This is a genomic window from Streptomyces sp. NPDC059002, assembly GCF_042740435.1.
GTDB lineage: Bacteria > Actinomycetota > Actinomycetes > Streptomycetales > Streptomycetaceae > Streptomyces.
Genome location: NZ_JBHYJI010000018.1, coordinates 118,003 through 139,049, shown reverse-complemented (window position 1 = coordinate 139,049; position 21,047 = coordinate 118,003). Strand labels below are relative to the sequence as shown.

Annotated in this window: 22 protein-coding genes; 2 read left to right on the top strand and 20 right to left on the bottom strand. The window is 68.8% G+C overall.

Annotated features, from left to right (window positions below):
• Positions 1–47 precede the first annotated feature (47 nt).
• Complete coding sequence (locus ACFWZ2_RS18965; protein WP_384547021.1) at positions 48–770, top strand: SDR family NAD(P)-dependent oxidoreductase; 723 nt, start codon at positions 48–50, stop codon at positions 768–770.
• Positions 771–825: 55 nt separating this feature from the next.
• On the opposite strand, the gene ACFWZ2_RS18960 is transcribed toward ACFWZ2_RS18965, so the two are convergent.
• The 12 genes from ACFWZ2_RS18960 to ACFWZ2_RS18905 form a co-directional block, all read right to left on the bottom strand.
• Entirely contained in the window at positions 826–2,370 is a 1,545-nt protein-coding gene (locus ACFWZ2_RS18960) for a type VI secretion protein (RefSeq protein WP_384547019.1), read from the bottom strand.
• Positions 2,360–3,760, bottom strand: a complete 1,401-nt coding sequence (locus ACFWZ2_RS18955) for an ATP-binding protein (protein WP_384547017.1) — start codon at positions 3,758–3,760, stop codon at positions 2,360–2,362. Before ACFWZ2_RS18955 ends, ACFWZ2_RS18960 begins: the two co-directional genes overlap by 11 nt.
• Before the next feature lie 21 nt (positions 3,761–3,781).
• Positions 3,782–5,341 carry an SCO6880 family protein gene (locus ACFWZ2_RS18950; RefSeq protein ID WP_384547015.1) on the bottom strand — a complete coding sequence of 520 codons (1,560 nt, stop codon included), beginning with the start codon at positions 5,339–5,341 and terminating at the stop codon, positions 3,782–3,784.
• Complete coding sequence (locus tag ACFWZ2_RS18945) at positions 5,338–6,690, bottom strand: hypothetical protein (RefSeq protein WP_384547013.1); 1,353 nt, start codon at positions 6,688–6,690, stop codon at positions 5,338–5,340. Before ACFWZ2_RS18945 ends, ACFWZ2_RS18950 begins: the two co-directional genes overlap by 4 nt.
• Positions 6,680–7,525 carry a hypothetical protein gene (locus ACFWZ2_RS18940; RefSeq protein ID WP_384547011.1) on the bottom strand — a complete coding sequence of 282 codons (846 nt, stop codon included), beginning with the start codon at positions 7,523–7,525 and terminating at the stop codon, positions 6,680–6,682. Before ACFWZ2_RS18940 ends, ACFWZ2_RS18945 begins: the two co-directional genes overlap by 11 nt.
• A gap of 240 nt (positions 7,526–7,765) precedes the next feature.
• Entirely contained in the window at positions 7,766–8,074 is a 309-nt protein-coding gene (locus tag ACFWZ2_RS18935) for a hypothetical protein (RefSeq protein WP_055570172.1), read from the bottom strand.
• Positions 8,075–8,290: 216 nt separating this feature from the next.
• Positions 8,291–9,691: a tol-pal system YbgF family protein gene (locus ACFWZ2_RS18930; protein ID WP_384547008.1), complete on the bottom strand. Its 1,401-nt coding sequence runs from the start codon at positions 9,689–9,691 to the stop codon at positions 8,291–8,293.
• A 461-nt stretch (positions 9,692–10,152) separates the two neighbouring features.
• Positions 10,153–10,875 carry a DUF4232 domain-containing protein gene (locus ACFWZ2_RS18925; RefSeq protein ID WP_384547006.1) on the bottom strand — a complete coding sequence of 241 codons (723 nt, stop codon included), beginning with the start codon at positions 10,873–10,875 and terminating at the stop codon, positions 10,153–10,155.
• A 263-nt stretch (positions 10,876–11,138) separates the two neighbouring features.
• Positions 11,139–11,792: a hypothetical protein gene (locus ACFWZ2_RS18920; protein WP_384547003.1), complete on the bottom strand. Its 654-nt coding sequence runs from the start codon at positions 11,790–11,792 to the stop codon at positions 11,139–11,141.
• A gap of 54 nt (positions 11,793–11,846) precedes the next feature.
• A complete protein-coding gene (locus ACFWZ2_RS18915; protein WP_384547001.1) occupies positions 11,847–12,095 on the bottom strand; it encodes a DUF397 domain-containing protein in 249 nt (82 codons plus the stop codon).
• Positions 12,096–12,258: 163 nt separating this feature from the next.
• Positions 12,259–12,459, bottom strand: coding sequence for a DUF397 domain-containing protein (locus tag ACFWZ2_RS18910; protein WP_384546999.1), 201 nt, complete (start codon positions 12,457–12,459; stop codon positions 12,259–12,261).
• Between the two features lie 10 nt (positions 12,460–12,469).
• The gene (locus tag ACFWZ2_RS18905; RefSeq protein WP_384546997.1) at positions 12,470–13,321 is read right to left on the bottom strand and encodes a helix-turn-helix domain-containing protein; all 852 of its coding nucleotides are present in this window, start codon (positions 13,319–13,321) and stop codon (positions 12,470–12,472) included.
• A gap of 188 nt (positions 13,322–13,509) precedes the next feature.
• Here ACFWZ2_RS18905 and ACFWZ2_RS18900 point away from each other — a divergent pair, with 188 nt between their 5' ends.
• The gene (locus ACFWZ2_RS18900) at positions 13,510–13,941 is read left to right on the top strand and encodes an ATP-binding protein (protein WP_384546995.1); all 432 of its coding nucleotides are present in this window, start codon (positions 13,510–13,512) and stop codon (positions 13,939–13,941) included.
• Here ACFWZ2_RS18900 and ACFWZ2_RS18895 read toward each other — a convergent pair.
• The 8 genes from ACFWZ2_RS18895 to ACFWZ2_RS18860 all read right to left on the bottom strand — a co-directional run bounded on the left by ACFWZ2_RS18895 (position 13,928) and on the right by ACFWZ2_RS18860 (position 21,042).
• Positions 13,928–14,698, bottom strand: a complete 771-nt coding sequence (locus ACFWZ2_RS18895) for a hypothetical protein (protein ID WP_384546993.1) — start codon at positions 14,696–14,698, stop codon at positions 13,928–13,930. The genes ACFWZ2_RS18900 and ACFWZ2_RS18895 overlap by 14 nt on opposite strands.
• 35 nt (positions 14,699–14,733) lie before the next feature.
• Positions 14,734–15,645, bottom strand: a complete 912-nt coding sequence (locus ACFWZ2_RS18890; RefSeq protein WP_384546991.1) for a hypothetical protein — start codon at positions 15,643–15,645, stop codon at positions 14,734–14,736.
• Between the two features lie 71 nt (positions 15,646–15,716).
• Positions 15,717–16,973 carry an enoyl-CoA hydratase/isomerase family protein gene (locus ACFWZ2_RS18885; RefSeq protein WP_384546989.1) on the bottom strand — a complete coding sequence of 419 codons (1,257 nt, stop codon included), beginning with the start codon at positions 16,971–16,973 and terminating at the stop codon, positions 15,717–15,719.
• A 1-nt stretch (position 16,974) separates the two neighbouring features.
• On the bottom strand, positions 16,975–17,289 hold the full coding sequence (locus tag ACFWZ2_RS18880) for a hypothetical protein (RefSeq protein WP_384546987.1): 315 nt from the start codon (positions 17,287–17,289) through the stop codon (positions 16,975–16,977).
• A gap of 37 nt (positions 17,290–17,326) precedes the next feature.
• The gene (locus ACFWZ2_RS18875) at positions 17,327–18,355 is read right to left on the bottom strand and encodes a hypothetical protein (RefSeq protein ID WP_384546984.1); all 1,029 of its coding nucleotides are present in this window, start codon (positions 18,353–18,355) and stop codon (positions 17,327–17,329) included.
• On the bottom strand, positions 18,352–19,023 hold the full coding sequence (locus ACFWZ2_RS18870; RefSeq protein WP_384546982.1) for a hypothetical protein: 672 nt from the start codon (positions 19,021–19,023) through the stop codon (positions 18,352–18,354). Before ACFWZ2_RS18870 ends, ACFWZ2_RS18875 begins: the two co-directional genes overlap by 4 nt.
• Before the next feature lie 283 nt (positions 19,024–19,306).
• A complete protein-coding gene (locus ACFWZ2_RS18865) occupies positions 19,307–20,398 on the bottom strand; it encodes a CU044_5270 family protein (RefSeq protein WP_384546980.1) in 1,092 nt (363 codons plus the stop codon).
• Positions 20,395–21,042 (bottom strand): RNA polymerase sigma factor, encoded by a 648-nt coding sequence (locus ACFWZ2_RS18860; protein ID WP_384546978.1) that lies wholly within the window; start codon positions 21,040–21,042, stop codon positions 20,395–20,397. Before ACFWZ2_RS18860 ends, ACFWZ2_RS18865 begins: the two co-directional genes overlap by 4 nt.
• Positions 21,043–21,047: the final 5 nt, after the last annotated feature.

The window sequence follows — 21,047 nt, the reverse complement described above, 5'->3', positions numbered from 1 at the left end:
GAACCGAGAAGGATTATCGGCTTGGGAATCGAAGGAATGTGGTTCGTGTGAATCTCTCCGGCAGCACCGTCGTCATCACCGGAGCGGGCAGCGGCATCGGCCTGGCCGCCGCCGAACTCGTCGCGCGGCGCGGCGCCCGTGTCGTCCTCACCGACCGCAGCGCGGGCGTGGTGCGTCCGCAGGCCGAGCGGATCGCCGAACTGACCGGTGTCGAGGCGGAGTTCCGCGCGCTCGACGTCACCGACGCCGCGGCGGTGGAGGAGGTCATGGGGTCGGTCGGCACCATCGACCACCTGCTCACCTGCGCTTCCGGGGCCGTGATCGCGCCCTTCGAGGAGCTGACCGAGGCGCAGGTGCGGCAGTTCTTCGAGGTCAAGTGGTGGGGGCAGTACCGCTGTGTGCGGGCCGCGCTGCCGTACATGCCGCGGGAGACCGGCTCGGTCACGCTCGTCTCCGGCTATCTGTACCGCAAGACCGACCCCGGATACTTCGCGTTCGCCGCCGTCAACGGCGCGGTCGAGGCCGCGGTGAAGTCCCTCTCCATGGAACTCGCGCCGCTGCGCGTCAACGCGGTAGCGCCCGGGCCGACCGACACGCACGCGCATCTGATGACCCCCGACGAGCACGGCGCCTACCGCGCGGAGATCGCCCGGGTGCTGCCCGTGGGGCGGCCCGGGGCGGCGGAGGAGGTCGCGCACGCGGCGGCGTACCTGATGGAGAACACGTTCACCACGGGGACGACGCTGGATGTGGACGGCGGCAAGCGGTGAACTCTGCCTATTGGGCCTATTGGGCCTATTAGGCCGACTGTGCCTACTGGGCCTACTAGGCGGGAAGTTCGCTGTCCGGCCAGCGTGTGCGGCCCTGTTCCCGCGAGCGGAGCAGGGCCAGGGTCGGCAGGCCCCGGTCCGCGCCCGTGGTGAGCAGATCCGGCAGCTGGGGCAGCGGCGCCACCGCGGCGACGTCGTCCAGGACGAGCGTCATTGGTGGGTCGAGCCGACCGGAGGATGACCGTTCGGCCATGCGCCGGCCGTGCTCGACCACGCTTGAGGCGAGTGCCGTGAGCAGCGGCATGGCACCCGGGCCCTGGCGGGACTTGGGATCCTCGATCGCCTCACCCACCACAAAAAGCGTGCCCCCTTCATCGACGAAGGAATCCAGGGTGAGCGCATCAGTTCGGTTTGGCGTGCAGGACTCGCGGACGTGCACCGTGAAGAGGGCGGAGAGCGCGCGGGCGGTCAACTCCTGGGCCATGTCCCTGCGTTCGGCGTACGCGGTGAGCGCCGCCTCCAGCTCGCCTGCCGCGCCCGAGGACGCCTTGGGGTGCGTACGGAGGATGCGTACGGCCTCCTGCACCTGTGTCCCCTGGGACCAGCGGTGGACGTGCTTCATGGGCTTGTCGCCGACCGCGGCCGCGTGCAGGAAGCTGCGCATCAGCGTTTCCGCCGTGTCGGCCACTGCGGTGTCCAGCTTCGCGCTCGGCCTTATCGGCGCGAGCAGGGCCGCCGCCCGGTGCGCGGCCGTCGTCTTGTCCTCGCAGCCCGCGGTGGGGGACCAGTGCATGCGGGCCGGGGTGTCGCACAGGTGCGAGGGGTCGTAGAGGAGGACGGGGCCGAGCTTGGCCCTGGCGTCCTTGGTCTCCGCCCACAGGGTGGGGTCGGAGGTGATGATTAGGGCTGCGCCCTCGGCGTCCTGGATGGCCTGTACCGCCAGGGGTCTGCGGGTTTCCGGGGTGCCCAGTACCAGGGGGGTACGAGGGGTGGGGACGGTCGGCGCCACGCCTCCGGCGCGGGGGGCGGCGGGTTTCTCGGTCGGGACCGGGGGGCTGATTTCCGCGTCTCCGGCGCGGGGGTGGGGGGCGTCTGCGGTCCGCTCGACCGGCACCGGGGCGACGCTCTCCGCGTCTCCAGCGCGGGAGTCGGGCGCGTCTGCGGTCCGCTCGACCGGCACCGGGGTGACGTCCTCCGCCCCTCCGGCGCGACCCCGTCGCGCCCTCCGCACAGCCCTCCACCGCGCCGCCGTCCCCATCACGAAGACCGTCAGCACCACGAGCACCATCAACTGCCCGATGAACAGGCCCCAGAAGAGGCCGTACCCGGAGAGCTGGCCGGGTGGGGTTTCGGGCCAGGCGCCCGGCAGGTCGTGGGGCTGTCCGATCAAGTGGCGTACGGACAGGGGCGTATGGCGGAAGGAGACGCCGTCGGGCCAGGACCCGTGGGCGAACAAGGCCGAGAGGCCCGTCGACGTCCACACAAGGACCGTGGATCCGAGGAGAAGGCCGAGGAATCCGACCAACAGGCCGTCGGGAATGCCACGTTCGACTCGTTCGGGGCCGCGCCTGGTCCTGCCCCGCTCCCAGTCATCCCGCATGCTGCTCCATGTATGCCGCCCGCTCCTCCGCCTCGAGTTCGGCCGCCCGCATCGCGTCGTCGGCCGGGGTGTCGTCGGGGAGGTCGGACGACGACTCGGTCATGGCGCGGTCGGTGAAGACCAGCGGCCGTTCCGTCTCCGTGATGAGGTGCTTGACGACCTGGACGTTGCCGTTGACGTCCCACACCGCGATGCCGGGGGTGAGGGTGGGGATGATCTCCACCGCCCACCGGGGAAGCCCGAGCACCCGCCCCGTCGCTCTCGCCTCGTCCGCCTTCTGGGCGTAGATCGTCCGGGTGGACGCCATCTTCAGGATCGCGGCCGCCTCCTTGGCGGCCGCGCCGTCCACGACGTCGCTCAGGTGGTGCACCACCGCCACGAACGACAGACCGAGCCGACGCCCGAACTTGAGCAGTCGCTGGAACAGCTGCGCCACGAAGGGGGAGTTGATGATGTGCCACGCCTCCTCCACCAGGAAGATGCGCTTCTTGCGGTCGGGCCGGATCCACGTGTGCTCCAGCCACACGCCGACGATCGCCATCAGGATCGGCATGGCGATGGAGTTGCGGTCGATGTGGGAGAGGTCGAAGACGATCAGGGGGGCGTCGAGGTCGATGCCCACCGTCGTCGGGCCGTCGAACATGCCCCGGAGGTCACCGTCGACCAGGCGGTCGAGCACAAGCGCCACGTCCAGGCCCCAGGCCCGCACATCGTCTATGGCGACGTTCATCGCCTCCGCCGACTCCGGCTCGGGGTGCCGCAGCTGCTCCACGATGTCCGTCAGGACCGGCTGGCGCTCCACGATCGTCTCGTTCACGTACGCGTGCGCGACCTTCAGTGCGAAGCCCGAGCGCTCGTCGAGCCCGTGCCCCATCGCGACCTCGATGATGGTGCGGAGCAGCGCGAGCTGACCCGTCGTCGTGATCGCCGGGTCCAGCGGGTTGAGCCGGATGCCCATGTCCAGGGCGGCCGTCGGGTCGAGCCGGATGGGAGTTATCCCCAGCTCCTGGGCGATGAGGTTCCACTCGCCGACGCCGTCCTCGCCCTGCGCGTCGAGGACCACGACCTGACGGTCCTTGAACCTCAACTGCCGCAGGACGTACGTCTTCTCCAGGGCCGACTTGCCGTTGCCGGACTCGCCGAGCACCAGCCAGTGCGGGGCGGGCAGCTGCTGCCCGTACAGCTGGAAGGGGTCGTAGATGTAGCCCTTGCCCGAGTACACCTCGCGCCCGATGATCACGCCCGAGTCGCCGAGGCCCGGCGCGGCCGTCGGGAGGTAGACCGCCTGGGCCTGCCCCGTCGACGTACGCACCGGAAGCCTGGTCGTCTCGACCTTCCCGAAGAGGAAGGCGGTGAAGGCGTCCGTGAGGACGGTCAGCGGATCCCGCATCTCAACAGCCTGCCTCTACCACTAGCGTCGGATGCCGGTCGCGAACGGCAGCGTATTGACGAAGGCCCTGTGGTGCTCGCGGTCGCACCACTCCAGCTTCAGATACGACTTGCCCGCGGAGGCGCGGATGGTGCGCTTGTCGCGCGCGAGTGCCTCCGGAGACCGGGACGACACCGTGATGTAGCCGACCAGATTGACGCCCGCCGCGCCGCTCGCCAGGTCCTCGCCGCGCTGGTCCAGGCGCGAGTGCGAGGCGATGTCGCGGGGGTCGACGGTGCGGTTCATCTTGGCCTGGCGGCTGGCCTCCGCCTCGTCGTTCGTCTTCTCCGTCAGCATCCGCTCGATGGCGACCTCGGTGGGTTCGAGGTCCATGGTCACCGCGACCGTACGGATCACGTCCGGGGTGTGGACGAGCAGCGGCGCGAGGAAGTTGACCCCGACCGGCGTCATCGGCCACTCCTTCACCCAGGCCGTGGCATGGCACCAGGGCGCGCGGGTGGAGGACTCGCGGGTCTTCGCCTGGAGGTAGGTCGGCTCCATGGCGTCCAGCTCGGCGGGCCAGGCATTACGTTTCGTCATCGCCTGGATGTGGTCGATGGGGTGGTCCGGGTCGTACATGGAGTGGACCAGGGAGGCGAGGCGGCCCTGCCCGAGCGGCTGGCGCACCCGGATGTCGGCCTCCTGGAGGCGCGAGCAGATGTCGGTCAGCTCGCGCGCCATGACCACGGCGAGACCGGCGTCCTTGTCGAGCTTCCTGCCGCTCTGCGGCCGGGCCGCGCGGGCCATCGCCTGGGCCTCACCGGCCAGTTCGCGGGAGTAGTGCATGCAGGCGACGAGGTAGGCGCGGTGCTGCTCGCTGCTGGTCGACACCATCGACTGCAGCTGGTCGTACGACTCCTGCAGCCACGGCAGCGCACGGTCGTCGCCGCGCTGGCTGACGTCCTTGGCGTGCGCGTCCGGGTCGGCGGGCAGCGTACGGGCGAGCATCTGGAGGCGCGTCACGAAGCCGTCGCCGTTCGCGACGTGCTTGAGGAGCGTGCCGAACCGGTCGACCAGGGCCTCCTGGTCCTCGGAGTCGCGCAGGCCGACGCCCGGGCCCTCGATCTCGATGGCTGCCGTGACGGTCCTGCGGTCCGCGTGCAGCAGTACGGCGATCTCGTCCGGGCCGAACGGCGCGGCCAGCCAGCTGATCCGGCCGATGCCGGGCGGCGGCCCGATCTCGACCTCCCTGCCGTCGATCCTGACGCCCGCCTCCGGAGCGGCGGAGCGGTAGGCGGTGCCGCGCTTCAGGGACCGCTTGTAACTGCGGTTGATCTCGAACCACTTGTAGAACGTGCGGTTCTTGTACGGGACGTACACCGCAGCGATGGCGAGCATCGGGAAGCCCATGAGCAGCACGATGCGCAGGGACAGGACGGGGACGAGGAGCCCGCACATCATGCCGAGGAACGCCCCCGCGATGATCAGGGCGATCTCCCCTGTCTCGCGGTTCTTGCCGACGATCGCGTTCGGCCGCGCGCGGCCGATCAGATATGTGCGGCGGGGCGCGACCGGCTGGGACACGTGGGACTGGGTCGTCAACGCCCTTCACCTCCCGTGCGGTTGGTACTGCTGTTGCGGGCGCCGCCGCGGTTGCCCGCGTGCGGCGTGTTCGTCGCGCTGCCGCGCGGCGGGGGTGCGGCGGAGGGGACAGATCCGCCGCCGTTCGATGAGCCGCCGCCCGATGGACGGCTGCTGTGCGCCGCGACGCCGCCGCTCGCCGGGTTGGCGGGCCGCGCCTGGCTGCTGTTGTTCTGACCGCCCTGATTGCCGCCGCCGTTGCCCCGGGAGCTGTGGGTCTTGATGCCCTGGGAGACGAGGGAGGCGGGGGAGGTCAGCACGGCGGCGGCCTTGTTCTCGGCGCCGCGGATGATGCGGTTGTTGCGGGAGTTGGCGATCTCGTCGCCGAAACCCGGCACGAAACGGTAGATCATGGCGCTCGCGAAAATGGCGAGCAGGATGATCGAGAGCCCGGAGACGATCGCCGAGAAGGAATCGGGACCGTCGTCCGCGGACAGCGCGCCCGCGAGACCGAGCACGATCACGATGATCGGTTTGACGAGGATCACCGCGATCATGATCCCCGCCCAGCGGCGGACATGCCCCCACAGGTTCTTGTCCACGAGCCCCGCATACACGACGGTGCCCAGCAGCGCCCCCACGTAGAGCAGCGCGGCCCTGATCACGAGCTCCAGCCAGAGCACGCCCGCGGCCAGGATCGACACCAACGAGACCACGATCAGCATGATCGGGCCGCCGCCGATGTCGTCCCCCTTCTTCAGCGCACCCGAGAACGTCCCGAAGAACGTGTCCGTCTGACCGCCCGTCGCCTTCGCGATGACATCCGAGACGCCGTCCGTCGCCGATACGACCGTGTACAGGATCAGCGGCGTGAAGGCGGAGGCGAGCACGGTGAGCCACAGGAACCCGATGGCCTCCGACAGGGCGGTGGTGAGCGGGACACCCCGCACCGCCCTCTTCGCCACGGCGAGCAGCCACAGGAGCAGCGTCAGGATCGTCGACGCGGCGAACACGACGGCGTACTGCTGCAGGAACTTGTCGTTCGTGAAGTCGACGTTCGCCGTCTCCTTCACCGCCTCGGAAAGCTTGTCGACGGTCCAGGACGCGGCGTCGGCGCAGCCCTTTGCCAGGGAGGTGAGGGGGTCGAGGTTGGAGCTGATGGGGTCGTCGGTGGGGTATTTGCCGCCGCCTCCGGCGCGGCCGCCGTCTTGGCCTTTTTCGCAGTACTTCTTGGCGGGGCCGACGATGAGGTCACACTTGTCGTCCTTCGGCTCCGGTGCGGCGTAGGCACGCGAGGCCAGCAGGACCGCCGCCACCTGGACGGCCGAGGCGGCGGCGGTGAGCTTCAGGGCGCGACGACTACCGGGCATAGGTGAACCCTCCGTACTCCTCAACGGCCTTGGCGATCTCATCGGCCGTGGAGACCTTGTTGTCGCCGTTCACGGGCGCGGGGCCGTCTTTCGAACGGAAGCTCTCGACCTTCCAGTCGTCGTCGGCCCACCGCAGCTTGAGGGTCAGCGTGAACCAGTCGTTGCTGACCGGGTTCGTCGTGTCCTGACCGGCCGTGCCGAAGGCACCGGTGCACCAGACCTCGACCGTCGCCGTGCTGTCCGAGTACGACGTGGTCTTGGTGCCGACGGGCACGGTGCGCGAGACGTAGGTCTGGCCGGCTGCGGCGTTGCCCTTCTCGTCCAGCCCGATCTTGTCCAGGAACTCCTTGGAGTACGTCTTGTCGAACTTGCCCTCGAGTTCGCTCACCTTGTCGGCGACGAAGAGCTGTCTGACGATGTCCGTCCGGCGGTCGGGCTTGAGGATGTCGGCCGAGACCAGCGACACCGCATAGTTGGACGCCGCACTCTGCGCCCCCTGCTCATCATGGGCGAACCCGGACGGGATGCCCGCGTTCTTGCCCCCGACCGGCTTCTCCCCGCTAGGGGCCGTCGGGCCCGCCCCCGACTTCTTCCCGTCCCCGCCCCCCGAAGAGGACTCGTCCCCCCCTCGGTTGGCGAACGCGATCGCCGCGATCAGGAGCACCACGACGCCCACGACAGTGACCAGGCTGCGCGAGGACGACCGCCCGCCGCGGTTGGGTCTGCGGACGCCGCCGTAGACGTCGTCGCCCCCGCCCTCCCCCTCGGGGAGCCGTGTCCTGGTCTCTCCCGAGCCGCCGAAGAGGCCGTCGTTCCGCTCGTTGTCGGGACTCATGCCGCGCACGCCCCCTCAACCTCTCGCTGAACCGCCACGTAGGACACGTACGACGGTAGCCGTGCTGGTTCCCGCGCGGGCGCGGTGTGGTGACTCGACATCAGGGGGTTGCAACCTCAGCCGGTGGGCACGACGGACGGGTGGGGAGAGGGGGGACAGGGAGAGGAGGGGGACGTGGGGAGAAGGGGACGTGGGGAGCGGTCGGTGGGTGGGACCGCTAGACCGCCGTGCAGTTCAAGGTCAGACCGCCATGCCGTACACGATGGTGAACAGCGTGCCGAGTGAACCGATGATGAAGACGCCGGTCAGGCCCGCGATGATCAGGCCCTTGCCCTGTTCCGCGCTGAAGGTGTCGCGCAGCGCCGTCGCGCCGATGCGTTGCTTCGCCGCGCCCCAGATCGCAATGCCGAGACAGAGGAGGATGGCGATCGCCATCACGACCTCGATCATCACGCGTGCCTCGTTGCCCAGGCTCCCGAAGGGCCCCCAGTCGGGGGCGATCCCGCCGATGATGGTGGTGATGTCGCCCTTTTCGGCTGCCATAAGCATGTGTAACTCACCGCCCCTAGTGGGTTGTTCTGGCACCTCTGCCTACCTCAGTGCAGAGGACAGCTCATTCTCGCCGACAATCGGGCCCGCGCATGCCGCCTTGACGTCATTCGTTGGCTGACTTCGTACGTTTTCTCGTGCGTGAGGTCTGGTCACTCTGTGTATCACGCAGGATGACGCCGGGCAATGACGGCCCGGCGTGCCTCTGACCAGGTGTTAAGTCAGCCCGAGCCCGGCGGTGCCGCGGGTCACGAAGGAGCAGTCGGTGTAGCGGTAGGAGGCGCTGAGGCGCGCGCCTTCGGCGCGATCGCGGACGGTGGCCCGCTTGTAGAGGAAGTGGTACTCGCCCGCGGGCAGCCGCAGCGTGGTCCTCGGATACTTCGAGACGCCGGCCCGGCACGCCTTGTCGCCCTGCGGCTTGTCGGCGAAGATCCGGCACGACGCGCAGTCCTTCAGCTTGACGCGGCCGGTGGTGGGGCCGGTGTAGAGGACTTCGAGCGCGCCGGGACCGAGGTTGGCGACCTCGAACTCGACCCTGGCGCCGCCGGGGGAGCGGGCCGGGGGCAGACGGCGGCCCGCGCTCGGCCGAGCCGCGGCGATCTCGGCGGCGACGGCGATGTCCTTGGCCCGCTCGCGCTTGCCGTTGCCGGGGTACTTCGCGGCGAAGTCCTTCATCGTCCGGGCGGCATCGGCGAACTCGTCGTCCTTGAACTCGTCCACGCCGCAGGCGTACATGCCCTTCTCCACGGCGCGATCGGTGTCGCCGCGCAGCGCGTCGGCGTCGATCCGGGCGTCGGGCAGGGCGTTCGCGGTGGTGCCGATGGCGCGCAGTTCGTCCACGGCGGCGCAGGGCTCGGCGCCCTTGAGGGCGGCCTCGCGGGTGGCGATGGCCGCTTCGAGCGCGGGCTCGACCTTCGCGGCCTGGTCCGACTCGGGGAACGTACGGAGGAGTTCGCGGAGCGGGGCGTCGGCGGCCCGGCGGCCGAGGCCCGCGGTGCCGCATTCGTAGAGCGAGGTGGCGAGGCGGTCGTCGGGCCAGGTGGCGAGGGCGCCGAGATGCTCCTTGCCGAGGGTGTCGGGGACGGTCCGCAGGTGCTGCAGGGGGGTGATGGCGGCGCAGTACTTCTTGGCGGCGAACGGTGCGGCGACCGACTTGTAGTACGCGTCGAGGCTTTCGGGCAGCCGGTCCGCGGCCTTCGAGTCCGGGTGGTCGTCGGCGAGGCCGCGGTAGATGGCCATGGCCCGCTTGTACCGCTGGGCGGTGGCGCTGTCGTACGCCTTCCCGTCGAGAGCGGTGACGATGCGGTCCGCCTTGGCGAGGCGGCCGAGGAGCATCCGCTCGACCGCCTCGTCGCGCGCTCCCTCGTACGCGAAGGCGGCGGACGCGGGGACGGCGAGCAGGACGACGCCCAGACCGACGGCGAGCGGGCCGCGCAGCCGCCAACCGCTCGGCACGCGCGTCGCCCGCTGCGCGCCCGCGACGGCGGCCAGGAGCAGTACGGCGACGTAGCCGATGAGTACGCCGCCGGGGACGCCGTCGACGTCGGCGGGCAGCGCGAGGAACAGGAGCGCGGCGGTCGCGGCGCAGCACAGGACGGCCGGGTACCAGCGGCGCATGAGGACGAAACCGAGGCCGAGGCCGGTGAGGTTGAGGAGGGCTACGGCCAGGGGGTGGAGGGGGTCGTGAGGCGGTTGTTGGGGGTGTTGGGATGGGTGTTGGGGGTGTTGGGGCGGTTGGGGTGGATGAGGCGGCAGCGGGGGCGGTGGGCCGAAGGTGGGGGGTGGGCCGAAGGTGCCCGGTTCTTGGTCCTGTCCTCCGGGGCCGGAGGCGTGCTCGTCACCGGGTTGCATCGTCGGCTCCCCCCAGCCGTGGACTCGCCGCGGACCGCGCGGCGGCCGTGAGACCGTGCGGCGGCGCGCGAGGCAGCGCGAGGCAGCCTCATATCGCCCAATTCCCCTACCTTCGAGGAAGGCTGAGGGCACGTCAATCGGCTGTCGGGGAACGGCTTCGGCCCTTGTGACCAGGAGGTACGTCCTGGTCACAAGGGCCGCAAGGGGCACAGGGGTTACTCGGTCGGTCAGCCCCTGGGGGAGTCGCTGACCTTGCCGACCGGGCTGATCCGGATCGGTCCGGTGAGGGCCTGGGAGTCCGGGTTCTCGGCCGGGAGGGAGCCCGCGGGCCAGGCGACGGTGACGGTCTTCGTCTCGTTCGGCGGCGTCACCAGGATCTTGGACACGCGCACGCCGGAGCCGCCGGAGTTGTTGACCGGGAACAGGATGTTGAAGGCGGCGGACTCGCCGTCCTTGATGACGTCGGTCGGGGGCTTGTCCTCGTTGCGCTCCGCGGACAGGGAGTCGCCCGCGGCCGTCTTCAGGTCGACGCCCGCGAAGCCGCTGACGGTGCAGTCGCGGCCGCCGCCGTTCTTGAAGACGACGGTGACGACGCCCTCTTCCTTGTCGGTGGTGTTGTCGACGGCGCTGACCTCCAGCTCGTCGCTGCGGCAGATGCCGACCTTGCCGTTCTCGTTGGAGCCGGTGCCCGCGGCGGTGCCGTCGCCGCTGCCGCCACCGCTGCCCTTGTCGGACGAACCGCCGCCTTCGCCGCCCGTGCCCTTGTCCGAGGAACCGCCGCTTCCACCCGTTCCGCTGCCGCCCTCCTGCCCCGCCGACGCGCTCGGCACCGAGTCGCTCCCCGAGCCCGTCGTGTCCGTGCCGTCGTCCCCGTTGCACGCGGTGAGCGAGAGGGAGCCGAGCAGCGCGAGGCCGGCGAGGAGGGTCTTGGAGGCGTGCTTGATCTTCATCAGGTCCCCGTGAGGTGAGTGGTGTCGCGTCATGCCCGGCGCTGATCCGAGCGGTACGAGAGGCCGCGGTTTCCGGCCCGGCAACAGAGAAGCGGGTGCCGTGGGGACGGGGCAAGGGACGGCGGACGATCAGGGACGCTGGAACGCTCAAACGGGGTCTGACCTGCGGAAATGTTCCGGCTCTGGGATGGGGGCGTGGGACGTGTCTGTCGGGTGCGGGGCCGGTCCGGGGATGGAGGTGGGCCCGGGGGCGAGTATGGGTGTCAGGCCCGGGGTGCCCCGTACCAGCGCCACTCGTCGAGCCGCGCCTGTCCCGGCAGCTCGCCACGCCCCGTCGCCCACAGGAGGGTCGGCCAGGGGGCGGTGTCCGTCGGGGCGTCGGGGAAGAGGCGGTGCAGGACGCGGGCGCAGAGGTCGGCGGGCGGGTCCCAGACGTCGCGGATGCCGAGGCCGCCCACGATGTCGTACGTATGGACCAACGTCTCCACGATCCCCATCGCGGCGAAGCCCTCCGGGTCCGAGACGCCCCAGCCGTGGTGGGCGCGGACCGTCGACGGCGTGGTCGCCACCATGCCGGTCAGCAGCGCGCCGCACGACTCCACCACTTGAAGCAGCCCGGCGACACCGGCCTCGCGGTCGGCGAAGGTGACGTTGGAGGGGCCGCCGTGCCTGCGGCGGTACCAGAGGAACGGGACCTCGGTGTCCAGGGGCGGGGTCTCGGGCCCCAGTTGGGCGGCGTACGCGAACAGGTCGTCCGCGAGGTGCTCGACGGTTTCCCAGCAGTCCCAGTCGAGACCGTCCGCCTTGGCAGTCCAGTCCGCGTCGGCGGGGGCGGCGCGGAGGGCGGCTACGGCCAGGCGGACGGCGTGGGTGACGTCTTGGGCGGTTACGGGTTCTTGGGGGCCAGGCATAGACATGGCGGGACCGTAGCAGCGGGTGTCCGGGGGAGGGCCATCAGTTTTCTGCGGGGCTCAGGGCCCCTCTGGTGTGCCCTCCACGAAGTGGTCGAACTCGCCCGCCTGTACGCCGAGTACGAAGGCGTCCCACTTCTTCTGGGTGGTGGTGACGACGGTGTCCGGGTCGCTGGTCTCGCGGAGGTGGACGGCGTCGCCCTCACCGAAGGCGATCTCGATCCAGGGGCCGGGGCCCTCCTCGTCGTCGGGGGCGGCGCGGATCCAGTCGAGGTGGGCGGGGGTTTCGGGGCGGGGCGTCTCGGTCATTTCCGCTTCTCCGGGTGGGGGCTGGCGTCGGCGCTGTGGGTTCGTCTGTGGGGCGGGGCCGCGGGGGTATGTGCGTACTCGCCATCCCGGGGCGGGCGCCCTTGGCGGGATTCCCTGTCACGGTGGCGCACCGTGCTCCGTTCGCACATACCCCCACGTCCCCTCAGGCCGGTTCGGCGCCTGCGGGCCGCTTGGTGGTGCGGATGAGGGCCGAGAAGGCCTCCGGGGTGGTGCGGACTATCGCTCCGGTGGGGTCGCTGCTTTCGGTGAGTTTGATCGTGCCGGTCGCGTCTGCGGCGACGTGTACGCAGGAGTCGCCCTGCCCGCAATAGGACGACTTCTGCCAGGCGTGGTCGTGGGGCATATTGTTCCCTTCACAGGTCGCGGATCAGGTTGTGGATGAGATCCCGTGACTTCGCAGGATCGAGGGCAATGGCTTCTACGCGGTCGAGGAGAACGCGGTACATCTCCAATTGAGCCTCGGCGTCGAGGAACGCGGGGCCGTGGGCTTGGTCGAGGTGGACCGTATCCAGTTGGGGGACCTGGCCACTGGAGTAGAAGATCGATTGGCCGGATCCCGGAAAGGATCCGGCAGCGAAGGGCAACACCTTCACCGTGATGTCGTCCCGCTCGCTCATGCCCAGCAGGTGTTCCAACTGCCCCTTGGCCACGCCGGGTCCACCGAACTGCATCCGGAGTGCGGCTTCATGGATGATCGCCAGGTACGGGGTTGAGGGATCCCGGAAGAGGACGGCCTGGCGCTTGATGCGGAACGACACCCGGTGCTCCACATCCGGCGGTGGGAACTCGGGGACGACCTGGCGGAACAACTCGCGGGCGTGGTCGGTGGTTTGGAGCAGGCCGGGGATGTGCGCGGTGATGGCTGTGCACAGGTGCGTGGCATGGTGCTCCACCTCGGCGAGGTCCAGTAGACCGGCGGGCAGGATCTCCCGGTACTCCTCCCACCAGCCGCGCTTACGGTCACCAGTCATGTCGGCGATGGCTTCGACCAGGGCTCTGTCCGAGCAGGCGTAGTGGCAGGCCAGCGTCCGTACCCGTTCGGCGCTCACTCCGACCCGTCCGGTTTCCATGTTGCTGACCTGCGCCTGCTTCATGCCGAGCAGTTGCGCTGCCGCTGTCGAGGTAAGGCCCGCACGTTCGCGTAGCTTGCGCAGCTCGGCACCGAGCCGGAGTTGACGACCCGTCGGGTTGCTTCTCACGGCCATGCCTGCTGCTCCTGTGCTGTCGCGTCACTCACACGAGTGGTTGCTTTTAGTCTCACCCGGAATGGGGTGAAGAATATATCCGGCAGCGCTACGTTTGCTTCGGCGCCTCGCCCGGAAGCACCCCGCTCGACGGAGCGGCAACGTCACTGGGCACACCCGACAACTGCCCTGTCTGAACGGAGACTTCCATGTCGCCCACCGTATCCCCGCCCTGGACCTACACCCTCCAACTCCCCCACGATCCCCGCGCCCCCGGAATCGCACGCGCCACCCTCCGCGCGGTCCTGGAGACGTACGGCCTCGGTGAACTCGCCCCCACGGCCGAGCTGTTGGCCGGGGAACTGCTCAACAACGCCCACTGCCACACCGACGGGCCCTACGCCCTGCGCCTCCGCTCCTCCTCCCCGGAGGGGATCCGCGTGGCCGTGTGGGACTCCAACCCGCAGATTCCGCCCGGGTTCGGGGAGCGCGGGCCCGCCACCGGGCACCATCCGCCGGACATGGCGGAGAGCGGCCGGGGGCTGCACCTCGTGCGGGCTTGTGCGGACAGATGGGGGGCTTACCCCGTGGGGACGGACCATGCGGGGAAGCTGATGTGGGCCGAGGTCATGCCTCGGTGATCGGGACGCCGTCGGCTTCGGCATCGTCTTCGCCCGGTTCGGTGAAGGAGACCGTCTGGAGGATCGCCGACATGATGTTGCAGAACTCGGTCCAGTAGTCCGTGGACGCGGTGTAGAGGGTGAAGATCGCGGTGAATGGCCCTGTCGGGAAGGGGACATGGACCTGGATCTGTCCCGTGAGGAGATCCGTCGCCTCGCCGGTCGCCGTGATCTCCGGGTTCAGTTTGTACTCGGTCAGGGTGACGCAGGAGACCGAGGGGCCGCAGGGCAGGTCGAGCCAGCGGGCGTCGTTGTGCGGGGCGCTGGAGAGGACCGCGAGGATTCCCTGGGCGACGGTTTCCGTGTCGCCCGATGCCTGGTCGGTCGGGATGGCAGCAACGGTGAACGCGCACTGGACGACGCCGTGGGAGCCTTCGTGTCTGGCCTCGGTCCCGGTACTGTCCTGGACCTCGCTGTCGTTCGCCTCTTCCGATTCCTGCGACTCCTCCGCCGTGGAGAAGAGGCCCATCGCCGAGTAGGAGACTCCGGTGTCCGCCATCAGCTCGGCCAGCCCCGCGTAATACGGAGCGGCGGGCTCCCAGATGCTTTCGTCTCCGCGGGAGTAGAGGCCGCGTACGAACTCATGAGCGCGTTCGGCACGTTCCTCTGGTGTGGCTGCGAGAGGAAGAGCGTAGAAGCCGTCGGGGACGTTGAACCAGATGGGCGGGGGCTCGAGTTGTTCGGCCGGAGTGGCTGGAAGGTCGGTCGGAAATGTCATGGGGTGAAAGCGTCCCGGTCTGGTTCGGAGGCAGTTCAGAAGTCTTCGGGGTGGTAGTCGGCGTACTCCAACTCGCTGCCGTCGACGTTCATGCTCAGGTCGCGGCTGCCGGCACCGAAGAATGCGTCGAGCTCGCTCGGGACCAGAGCCTCGGCTCGGTAGTGCCCGCACGGCAGGCGTGTGACGAAGGGTTCAGAGAGGTCCGGCGCGTGAGCGGTAGCGAGGAAGTTGTCGACGGCATCCCGCTGTGCCTGCGTTAGAGAGCCCAGGGGAATCAAGTCGAGGGCGGGGGTCAGGTACCGGGTGAGATCGTTCCGGGACAGGGCGCTCAGCCTGCACCATGAGCCATCGATAAAGCCGATCTTGACGTCCCGTTCGTTGCGGAAGTTCCTCGGCTCTACCTGGCTGATAGTGGACCGTGGGGCCTCCCAGAGGACTTCGTCCTCAATGATCGTCCTGTCCTTCTTGTGGACAGGAAGCCCGACGATGACCATTCGACGATCGGTGACGATCGCGTGCGTGCGATAGCGCTCCTGGTCGGGGGTGCGGGCGGGGTCCAGCTGCCAGGGCAGGGTGCGGGCGAGAGTGCCGGGGGCGGCCCACATGACGGGGAAGTCCTCGATCTCGTCGGCGCGGTCGTCGGATGTCGCCTTACCAGACTTAGAGGGGGAAGGACCACTGCCTCCGCCTCCGGTGAGAATGCCCATGATGACGGCGAACAGGGCGAGGCCTCCGCCTTTGCCGATATTCCGCGCAAGCGAGTTGCCCGTCGAACGGGCGGTGTACACGGGCCCTTCGGGCCAGCCCGGCAGTTCATTCTGAATGTCATTGCGCTCGGTGTCGCGGAACCAGCGCATGCCGGAAACGGGCATGGCTTCGCCCGTTGCAAAGGTGACTGGAGTGCGGACTAGGAGGATCTCGCCGGGGTCAGGCTGCCAGATGTGCATATCCGTCTTCCTGTGTTTCGATTCTGGGGCCACTGCCATTCGCACTCACTCTGGCACTCCGAGCTGGACGCTCAGTTGCCTGAGGCCGACTTCTCGAACTGGTCGCCAGGGAAGAGGGCGTCTCCCACGTGCTGATGAATGCTTGTGATCTTGGGGAAGATCTTCAGCCCGGCGTCCATGGCGATACCGGCTCCCAGAGGATTGATGTTCACCCCTGGAAGCAGGTTGGCTCCCTTGGAACCAATCCACTGACCTGCGTGATATCCCTGGTTGGCGATGCCTCCCATGCGCGACATCGCGCCACTGGTCGCATGCGCGACTTCGTAGACGTCCTTGGCTGTGCCGCCGAGCACCACCTTGCCGGGCAGGAGCTTGAGTCCGCCCATAACGTCCTTCGCGGCATCGCCGGTAGACAGCAGCATGCGCGCGTCGCCGAGCCTGGTGGCCTTGAACCCCTTGCCGAGCGCGGCAGCCTTGGCCAGCGCCGGGCCCTTGCCGGCCACCTTGATTCCCTTACCGAAGGCCCCGATCCCCGGCATGAGCCCCACCGCGTCCAACCCCATCGCCGCCCAACTCACATCGGCCCCGCCCAACTTGGCGAGCCCGTGCGCCCCCAGCGCGAGTCCGCTCGTGATGAGCGCCGCCGTGCCGAAGATCGCGGCGAGTGGCGGGAAGGGGAGTGTGACGATGGCGAGGAGTCCCAGGACCGCGGTCAGGTCGCTCAGCAGGTCGCCGATCAGCTTGATCAGGTCGGCGTGGTCCTTGAGCCACTTCCCGGCGGCGTCCCACGCGTCCGCGACCCCCTTGGTGAGCTTGTCCCAGAACCCGGGCTCGTCCGGGGCGATGTCACCGGCCTTGTCGAGTTCCTTGCTGATCGCTCCGGCGGCCTTGGCGTAGCGGTCCTCCAGGTCGTGGACGTCGCCTATGACTTCGTCGACTTCTCCCGACGCCTTGCCGGACTCCTTGCTGTTGGGCTTCGCCTCCGACCGGGCGTCCAGCTTCTTGCCGGCCTTGATCTCGAGGCGGTCGGCCTCGTCCTGGAAGTCCTGGAGTTCCCTGGCCCACCGGTGCAGTGCGCGCGAGGCCTTGTCGAAGGATTCGTGGCTCTTGCGGATGAGCGGGGTGACGTCCTCGCCGATGTACTCGGTGAAGGCGAGCGCGGCCTTGCCCTTCCACGCACCGCACTCGATCCGCTCCAAGTCGCGGACGGCTGAGCCGAGTTCGGAGGCGAGCCCGCCGAGCTTCTTGGCCAGGTCGCGGGTGTCCTCGACGTTGCCCGGGGTGGGGTCCCAGCCTATGTGCGGGAACGCGGGCCGCTTGGCGCCCACGCTACTTGCCCTTCTTCTTCGCCGACTTCTTCGCCGACTTGAGCGATTCGGCGAGGGCCTGGTCCAGCTTGCTGAACTCCTCGTCGATCTTGTTGATCATCTTGACGGCGCCCTGGGTGTGCTTGCCGAGCTGCTTGACGCCGTAGCCCCATTCATCGGCGAACTCGTGGACGTCCTCGATGAGTTTCCCGGCGCCGACGACCGAGCCGTCGGTGCCCTTGAGGGTTCGGCGCGCGGCGTCCATGCGGTCGCTGACCGAGGAGAACGTCTTCTTGAGGTCCTCGAAGATCGTGCCGTCGAGGCGGAGGTCACTCATGCTGTCGTCCGGTTCCTGTGCGTGGTTGCGGCTGCGGTCAGCGGTTGATGGACTGGATCTCGCCTACGACCACGTCCTGCGCCGCGCCGAACTCACCGGGGGGCAGTTTGTCGCCTTGGCCATTGGTGCTCGTCCACGTGACCCGCCACGTGATGGTGGCCCCGAGCTCGTACGAGCCGTCGCCAGAAGACCGCAGATAGCGCACTCCGCACGGCGGTTCGGTGTCCGCCGGTGTGCCCTTGGCCCGGGGTGTGCCGATGCGGCCGTCGTCCCCGATCGGGCACTCGCCGGAGGCGGGGTACGTCTCGGCATCCCCCGTTCCTGGGGCGAGCCTCAGGGAGACGGGCTCTGCGGTCGTCGTCGCGGAGAGGCCCGTTCCCGGAAGGGTCGCGGTCGCCGAGATCTTCTTGAACTTGGCCTTGTCGAGCCACACCCAGGTCGGCAGGTTGACCTTCGTCTCTCCCTCGGGTGCCATCTCAATCTCGGTGTCCGGGACCGGGATCTGGCCGTAGGCGTACTCGGCGAGGATCCTGGGCGAGACCGCGAGCGGCTCCTTGGGCGTCGTGCCCTTGGGCACCCAGAAGGGCATCTTGTCGCAGGCCTGGGCCTCTGGTTCGTCCTTGCGTTCGTCGTCGACGGCTGCCGCCCAGAACTGTCCCTCGCCCTGCTTGTCGAGGTTGTAGTTCTTGTAGGGGTGGCCGTCCTTGAAGTACGAGTCGAAGATCCCGCCCACGAAGTCGCCGATCCCGAGGACCTCGATCTGCCGGATTGCCTTGACTGCGGCTTCGATCTGCTTCGGGGAGTACGCCGGTTCGTACCAGCAAGCAGGCGGATCCCAGTCGGTGTTGGCTGGGCTGAGCGTGCCGGTCTTCGCGGACTTCGGGCTGCCCTCGACCGTCGTTTGGACCTTTGTCTCGACGGTGAGGTTCTTTTCCTGGCGATCGCCTTTCGCGCTGCCGAGGGCGGCACCTGGATTCTTGTCACGGGCATGCGCAGGGGTGACAGTCGCCATCGCTGCCAGGACCAGGCCCGAGACAATCAAGGTGCGGAGCTGGGTTCGCTTCACCGCTGGCACTTCTCTGACGACTCATCCGAGATGATTCGCGCTGCCTGCCACACGCCCTTGGAGTTCTTCTCCATACGGGTGTTGTAGAAGGTGAAGTCGTTCGAGTCGTCCGAGTCGCCCGACCTATCGACCTTGCCGGTCTTGCGATCCTTGCTGTAGGCCTTCGTATCGTCACCGCAATACGTCACTGCGGCCGCTCCTCCCTTGAGCAAGGTGACCTCGCGGTTGAAGTACCGAGTTTCGCCAACCCAGGTCGTATCGGCCTTGTAGAACGACTCGACGTACCGACCTGCGCTGAGGAGTGCATCACCCTTCGAGTAGAACTTCAGCGCAGGGTGGCTTTTGGCGTGGACGGTGATGGCTTCGTCGATGGAGTTGAGCATCCGCTCGTGATCGGCGAGTACCGCATCCTTCTTGGAATCACCGGTCTTGCCCCCCTCAAAGACGTTCTCCACGTCCTTCGGTAGCTTGATCTCCGGCCGATCGACCCCGTCTTCCGACGCCTTCGGGGACGGCAACTCCCTCTTCTTGCTGCCCGAGTCCGAGTCCGCACCCGCGATCTTGTCGTTGTCCTTGGACTCGTCATCTCCTCCTCCGCAGGCGGAGAGCGAGAGGACCGCGGCCGCGGTTAGGGCGGCCGCTGCGAGCAGGGTGGGGCGGCGGTTCACGGTCAGCTCCTGAGGGGCGGGGGTTCTCTGGAGTGAACCAAGCTATCCATGGGGGATGGTCGATACCAGCCGAGGGGTCGCCGAGCGATGGAGCATGTGGGCATATACCAGGCGGAATTTACTGCTCCTGATCACTCTTGGCTCATAACCATCGCTCAACGTCAAGATCCGATGGGCAGGGAGCCCGAGCCCCGGGCGCCTTCGCGGTTGGGGGGCGCAAATCCGCGAGTGCTCCCGGGTAAGGGTAGGGCCGCTACCGTGGGGCGGGTCAGGCCACGTCACTTCACGTCGAGCTCCCCGACGCCACCGCCCGGGACTTCTTCTCGTTGACGATGCGGCGGTCCAGGATGGCCGTCCGCTCCACCACCGTGCCCGGCTTCACCCCGTCGACTTCCTTTACCTGGACGCCCCGGCTGCCCAGATACTCGTACGTCTTCTTGTCGAAGATCCATTCGGTGCGTTCGCCGGTTTGTTCGTCGGTGCGGGCCAGGGCGATGCCTGCGCGTCCTGCGGCGTCCTTGGCGTGGTCGACGACTACGACGCCGGGGATCTTCGCGCCGGCGCGGTACAGGGCGGCGCTGATCTTGGGTGGGGCGATCTGTTCGGAGATCATTTCGCTGATGGTGTCGAAGGCCTGCTGGTCGCGGGAGGACTGGCCGTTCGTGTCGGCGTAGATGCGCTCGAGGAGGGCGTCGGTGGCGGTGGGGAGCTTGCTCACCTTGTTGTACGACCAGCCTTCGACGTCGCCGTCGAGCGTGATGCCTTCCTCGGGCTGGAAGCCGGGCTCGTACAGCCAGCCCTTGAGGCCGTCGGGGGAGAGCCAGACCTCGCGGGGGTGCAGTTTCTGGACGGTCGTCTTCGTCTTGTCCGTGTCGACGTTCACGTCGATGGAGAGGTACGAGACCTTGCTGTTGACGTAGATGTACTGGTCCTGGCGCGGGACCGGGTACTTCTCCGTCTCCGCGGCCCGCGACGCCTTCTCCGCGACGGTGGAGACCGTTTTCGTGGTGCCCGGCTCCAGGGGGACGACGGGGGCGGTCTCGCTGAGGTTCGCGGTGTCGCTGTCGGTGCCGCCCGAGCCGCCGGTGACGTTGACCGCGATGGCCACGGCAAGGGCCGCGGCGGTGATCGGGGTGCCGATCAGGAGTGCGCGGCGCACGGGGCGGGGGCGCGGGCCCGCGGGTGGGGCGGGGAACTCGGGGGATGACGGGCCCGTCTGCTGCTGGATCTGGGTCATCAGGTGCCTCTCGAGCAGGAGTTGGCGGTCGGCGGGCAGGGCCGGGTCGCCGGGTGCCGGCAGCAGCCGGGCCAACTCGGCGTGGTCGAGCGGCTCTTGGCGCGACCGGAGACCACGGCTCCATGCGGGGCGCTTCATTCGTTTCCCTCCCTCTCCGACCTGACCGCCTCGATGCGGTCAACCTGTACTTGTCCGCCCTTTCGGGGCGGTTCCATGGTTTCTTCGTGAGCCGCGCGTATCGCTCGCGCCGTCGCCAGTTCCTCCTCCGCCAGCTTGCGCAGCCGCGTGCGCGCGCGGGACAGGCGCGAGCGGACCGTGCCGACCGCGACGCCCAGGGCCTCGGCGGTCTCCGCGTAGCCGAGGCCCGACCAGACGCAGAGGGTGAAGACCTCGCGTTCGCCGCGCCGCAGCCGCTTCAGTGCCGCCTGCGCGGCGGCCAGTTGCTCGGCGTCCGCCATCCTGCCGACCAGTTCGTCGGCGAAGTCGGGGACGGCGCTCGCCGCGGGGACGCGGTCCACCGCGTTGCGGTAGCGGCGGGCGGCGCGCGAGGTGTTGCGCAGCACGTTGACCGCGATGCCCATCAGCCAGGGGCGGGGGGTCTCGCCCTCGTCGCGCAGCTTTCCGCGCAGTCGCCACGCCTCGAGGAAGGTCAGCGAGACCACGTCCTCGGCGGTCGCCCAGTCGCCGCTCACGCGGAGCGCGTGCCGGTAGACCAGCTGGGAGTGGTCGCGGAACAGCTCGCGGAACGCCTCCGGGTCTCCGGCCCTGATCCGGGCGTGCATTGAGA